At 41.9% G+C, this 6,668-nt stretch carries 1 protein-coding gene; it reads left to right on the top strand.

Annotated features, from left to right (window positions below; genetic code table 11):
- A partial coding sequence (locus EHO58_RS19075) for a SpvB/TcaC N-terminal domain-containing protein (protein ID WP_135680986.1) occupies positions 1-6,668 on the top strand: 6,668 nt, incomplete at both ends.

Below are 6,668 nucleotides of genomic sequence, written 5' to 3'. Positions count from 1 at the left end.
GGGTCGGCTCCTGCTCCTGAGGGAAGCGATCTATTCTCCATCTCCACAAATTATAGCCAGGCGATAGACGATCCGAATACAAAAGCGGATCCTTTATCAGGGGCGCTCTTTATCGCTCCCCCTGAGCCCAATAATTATGGAGCAGTTTCTCTTTCTTATCCTATTCAAGTAACTCCAGGAAGAGCCGGAGTCCAACCCAGCCTTTCTATTTCTTATTCTTCCACGGGAGGAGATGGATGGGTCGGAATAGGTTGGAATATCGGTTTAGGTGCCATCACTCGTACGCCGGAATATGGAGCCTTATTTTATGATTCTCGGGATTCCTTTACTTGGAACGGCAAAAGACTCATCAAAGTATCCGGTTCCACTAGTAGTGAGAACGGAACATATAGACCAGAGATCACGGACCAAAGTGCTCCAATATTAGTATTATCGAATATAGAAACGGGAGGGACCTGGGAAGTCCGTGATTCTTCCGGAACTAAAACAACCTACGGGGATACTTCTTCTAGTCGTATTTATAATCCGGATAAGATCAGCCAGACCTATAGTTGGTATCTAACTAAAACAGAGGATCTTAACGGGAATTACATGCAGGTAACGTATGATACCTCCTTCTATTCTGCTAACAGGTCCTTATACTTAAAGGAAATGCGATATACTGGAAACTCTAGATCGGGAACATCTGCCCGTCAATATGTGAAATTTATCACTAAGTCAAGAAGTGATTCCTATGTTTCCACTGCACCAGGCTTTCTCATAAAAATGGATCGCCTATTGGACAGTATAGAAGTTGGTTGGGATGGGGGAGGAAAACTCTGGGATTACGATCTGGTCTATGATGTTTCTCCTGATTCCGGAAGGCCACTTCTTAAAACAGTGGAGTCCAGCAGACACACAACCAAACCGGAATTCAATTACCAAGTAGCTTCTCGTTCTCTTGTTTGGCAGAATGTGGTGAACCAAGCTGCAAGCGAACCGGAAGATCTTCCGGATGATACGGAATATTTCGAAGGAGATTTTAACGGGGACGGGATCTCGGATATTTTATTTTTCAATCCTAAAAATGGAAACTGGAAAGCCGCGGAAGGAAGAAGAGGTGGCGGTTATAATTTCAAGGTTTATGCAAACCGTTATATGAATTATATCGGTCCCGATAAGATCCGCTTCTTCAAAGGAAATGTGAGCGGGGATTATAACGGAGATGGAAGATCGGATATCGCTTTCTATCTACCGGAAACAAGAGACTTCATTGTAGCAGAACACGATGGCAAAATATTCCAATTTCGTAATTATGGAAGATTGATGTCCGGAATCCCTGATATTTTCCGGATGGAATGGTTTCCGGGAGATTATGACGGAAACGGTCTTTCTGATTCTGTTCTTTTTGACGAACCAACAGGTCAATGGACCTTGATGTTGAACAAGGGTGGAAGTTTCGAATTCCTACGCTTTGCAAACAAATTCCAAAACGTATTCAGAGGAGATTATTCTCCCAACGGTAACTTAGACAGTCCTTATACTTCAGATAAATCCAAAGATGGAACCGGAAGAGGTAAGGTCCAACTTCTTGTCGGAGATTATAACGGAGATGGAAGAACGGATATCTCACTTTATGATTCTCGTAGTGGAAAATGGATCGTAGGAGAAAACCATCGTAACGACGATAAATCGGATCCGATCTATTTCAAACTTCAATGGAAACTTTATAGACAATTTAGTGTAGCAGAAGACGTACTCTTTAGTAACGATCGTTTCTCGGGAGATTTTACCGGAGACGGATTTTCCGATTTTCTATTATTTAATCGTAATACTGGAGAATGGACCTTAGGTGAGACTGGAAACGGCACCATCAATTTCCGGATCTGGTCTACAACTCCTCAATTCAAACAGATCACTCGTTGGCTCCAAGGAGATTTTAACGGGGATGGAAGAACGGATATAGGGTTCTTTTCTGCAAGTGATGGAAAGTTCTGGATTGGAGAAGCTACCAATACCGGATTCCGCTATAAGATCTATAGCGAGATGAGCTATGGTCCGGATCAGAATAGAGTTATGAAAACGCCTCTTCCTAAAGACGAGGCTAAGCTAGAGAAAGGTTTTGCAACTATTCCGATTTTAGGAGGTACGAAGTCTCTTCTTCTAGATTACGTTTATGATGGGAACCAAACTCCTGGAAAAGGTGAGATCGCTTATGCGGGATGTTTCACCGCGGACGATTGTTCTGCTTCTCCTGAACTTTTACTTTTTGATAGAAATGCTGGAGTATTCAATTTAAAAAAAGGAACCGGTTATACTTCCGGAGTACTTACTTCTTTCTTGCCGGAAGCAACCGGAGTCGCCACTCCTTTTGGTGGAAGACCGGATCGATATACTAGATCCACTAAAGACGAAGTTTTATATTTTAAGAAAACCGGAAGTACAAATCAATTCTCTGTAGTCCGCAATTCTAGCGGCACGGCATTCGAAACTGTGAACCTAGCAGGTTTCACGGATACACAAGTAGGGAATTTTAATATTTCAGAAAGTGCTTATGTGGTGGATAATTTCGAAAGTGCTTCCTACAAATCTGTTCTCATTCTAGACGACCAAGCCACTGCTGGAATCGGTAGATTTATTATATCTAGCCAAAACGGAGTGAAAGCCCTTGCTCCTGCGGGAGATGTTGCCGCTTCTTATCTTTTAGGAAGATTAGATCAATCCGGGAATTCAGGCACGGATAGATTGAGTCGAAACCAATATAGTTTCTTCTCCGGGGACTTTACAGGGGTGGGTAAGGCGCAGATACTACTCGTGGATAGAAGTGGAAGCGTTCATAATTGGTATTTAGGAACTCTGGATATCTCCCAAAATAAGATCCAATTCAAAAAACTTATAAATCCTCCAAATCTTCCTTTTACTTCTGCGGAATTTGATTCTATCAATGCTGCAGGAGTTCCTTACGGTATAGTTCCAGAAACAACCGGCAATTCCATTCTGATCGGAAAAGCAAGTGGCGCGAATATTATTTTTTCGAAATATAGGATTTCTGGAACCACTTACTCCGTTACAAAAACTCAATATACTGCCGGGTCAGCTGCATTCAACGGGCTTTTTGATTATGAAGGAAATCCGATCCTGACCCAAAGCGGAGATACTAAGATCTATGATATCTCTGCTGATAAAGTTATATCTCCAAGTGGAAACGTAATCTCTGCTAAACTAGATCGTCCTGATCTTATGACTAAGGTTTATGTATTCAAATGGATCCAAGGAGATTATAACGGAGATGGACTCACTGATATAGGAATCATCCATCTAAAAGAACCGACTTGGTATTTTGCAATGTCAGACGGGATCGTTCCCGACGTTATGCAAACCGTGAAAAACGGGATCGGGGGAAGTTACGAATTCGAATACACTGACTCCACCAAATTCGACAATACCGGTGGGGATGGAGTTCCGGATCTGGCTGGGAGTTATAGAGTTTGTACTAAAATCACTGCAGATGATGGTTTTAGCAATCGGATCTTTAAAACCTACGAATACAGTAACGGGTATGCATTCTCTGCTTTCATCAATGGTAAGGTAGAAAAGGACTTTTTCGGATTCGGGAATTTTACCCAGAAAGATCCGTATGGAGTGAAAACTACCCATATATATAATAATGTTCCATATTCCGATTTTAGAATGAACCGCGCCTTGGGTGGAGCGGAGAAGGAATCTCATATAGTCGGTGCGGATAATCAAGATTACGGATCTGCTCTACGAACTTACGATATAAAAGTAGTCGATGCGGGAGGAGGACTTTCGAGTTATCTCGTTCTCCCTGTAAAAACGGAAAAATTTCAGAAGGGAACCAAGACAATCTCGTCTGAGGTTTCATTTCAATTTAACGGTTATAATCTTACCAAACAAACTAGCTCTGAAACAGATTGGTATTCAGACGGAGCTCATTCCAGCACTACTCAAATTACAATTACCGATTTTGAAACAGTTTCCGCAACCAATCAACTCAGAACGAAAAAGACAGTTTCTTTGGCTGCATCAGCGAATGAAACAACCACAACTAATACCTATGATTCTGTCGGAAACTTGATTCGGAAGCAAACCAATTATACAGGTTCAGGACTTGCCGCTGTTTCTCCTAATATTACTGAATATACTTATGATCCTTTGGGGAACACACTCTCAGAAAAAAATGTAAGCGGGAATCCTGCAAGAGGAACAGAATACGTTTACGATAACGAACTTAAAATTTTCGTAACGGAAAAAACTAGCTTTGGAGGTTCTATCCGATTCCGTACCCAATATCAGATTGATTATACCTCCGCCTTTGGTTCTCCCATCCAAACCACAGATCCAAACGGAAACAAAACCTTTTACGAATACGATGCATATGGTCGGACAGTCGCGACAAAAGTGGACACTGACGATGGCAATAAGGTCCTTGCGACTTATTCGTATAATCCTTCTTTTCCTTTAAGTGCAAAAAGTGTACTACCTTCTGGGGGTTGGGATCCTGATTTTGCCACAAGGTCTTATTTGGATGGGCTCGGGAGAGCTATTTACACTGTCAAAACTGGCTCCGAAGGCAAAACAATTCGGACAGGTCGCATAGTCTATGATGGAGCGGGAAGAGTCGCTAGACAAGGACAGTCGGATTGGACGGATTCCAGCGAGTTGGATAATTTCGCACTACATCTAGAGGAAAAAAATCCTACAATCTTTGAATACGATGCCATTGGTAGGATCAAGACTTCTACTCTACCGATCGCCCAGGGAGAAACAAGTCCCACTGTTCTTTCCGTCACCTATAATGACCCATACGAAAAAATAGAGATCCATAGTTCCGGAACTAGGAAACGTAAAGTTACGGATGGTAGAGGGCGAACCCTCTATGTGGAAGATTCGGGAGGAGATGGGATCATCGCTCAAATTGGATTCTGTTACGATCTAGCTGGAAATCGTACTAAGAAGTCCGACTTAAACGATGGATCTTCCTTAAATTGCAGCGATGTTTCTACGGGGATTAACCAAAAGGATATATCCGGTAAGAACCAAGCGTATTGGGCGTATGACGGATTTGGGAGAGTGAAGGTCCAAAGTGATCCTGATTTTGGAGTAGAAAGGCACGAATATAATGCATTCGGAGAAGTAACCAAAACTACTGATGCAATTGGTAGAGTGACCACTCTTATCTATGATTCCAGAGGTAGAGTGATTACTAAAAAAATGCCGGAAGGGGAGATCTATTATACTTACGACTCTAGATCCGGAAGTGAGAATGCTCTCGGTCAGCTTGTTCTGGTAGAAGACCAAAACCAAACCAAAACTTTCAGTTATGATAAATTAGGTCGTGTTAAAAAAGAAACACGTGCCTTTAAAGAAATACCTCTCCAAAATAGCGACCTTCCTTATATTACGGAATATGCATACGATCTTTTGGGAAGGGTAACTAAGATCGATTATCCGGCGCATCCGGTCAATCATACCCGTCTTAGGGCATGCTATTCTTATGGGAGCGCAGGATATATCACAGGAATCTCCGTACAAGTGAATACAAACGGTATCCTTCCAGGGCTCTGCAATAAGACCATTGTTGAGAATATCACTTATAACGAATTCGGACAGACTTCCGCCTTTACTTTAGGAAATGGAATTGAGACTCGCTATTATTACGATGAAAAATTGAGAATGGTACGTTTAAATTCTTCGGGGGTGATAGACGGATATAGCGAGACTCTACAAAACGCAGTTTATACTTTCAATAGTAAGAATAATATTACAAGTATTGAAAATACTGGGACACGATACCAGACAAAATACGATTTTGCTTACGACGGTCTAAGTCGACTCACCAATGCTAGCGGATTTTATACAGAACCTGCTGATGCCTATTCTAAAAAATACCAGCAAAGTTATGCTTACGCACAGAATGGAAACCTAACCGCCAAACGGTTTCATAATCCTGCAGATGGGTCCATCACAGACGCAAGGATTTACCTATACAATAATCACCAGGCCAATTATATCGATTCCTCCAAGTATGGAAACAGTACTGTGACCATGACTTACGATGGCTCCGGGAATATGATTACCCAGAGGGATACTGTCTTAGACAAAACCAAGAAGATGGAATATGATTCTGATAACCGGATCATTAGGATCCGGGACAATGAGAATTATACCATTGGACGTTATTGGTACGACGACGGAGGATTCCGGATTCATAAAAGTGCTCTCATACCTGATGGAGCTCAATACAAACACCAAGAGATTTTATATCCTAGCAAGTTCTACGGTTTAGAATATATGGATGAGGAGAATGTGCTCCGATCCATCAATAATATCTATCTGAATGGAGTCCGGATCGCTGCTCTAAACGAGGAAGGAACTGCTGCTTATTATCTCACCGATCAGGTGGACTCAGTTTCTCACGTTCTAGATGACCAAGGAAAAACACTTACCCGAATCCAAAACGATCCGTACGGGGATAACTTCGTCCAAAGAGGAAATGTAAATTTTTCTCCAAAATTCAATTCCCAAGAATTAGACCAAGAGAGTGGATTCTATTTTTATAATGCACGTTATTATGATGCGAGTATTGCAAGGTTTGTAACTGCGGATTCGATTATTGATGGTGCAGATGATACCCAAGGCTGGAACCGGTTTTCTTATGTAAAGGG

Origin of the sequence: Leptospira selangorensis (assembly GCF_004769405.1) — a bacterium.
GTDB classification, from domain to species: Bacteria; Spirochaetota; Leptospiria; order Leptospirales; family Leptospiraceae; genus Leptospira_B; species Leptospira_B selangorensis.
Note: the sequence above shows the minus strand (reverse complement) of the source record. Positions and strands in the feature narration are given on the sequence as shown.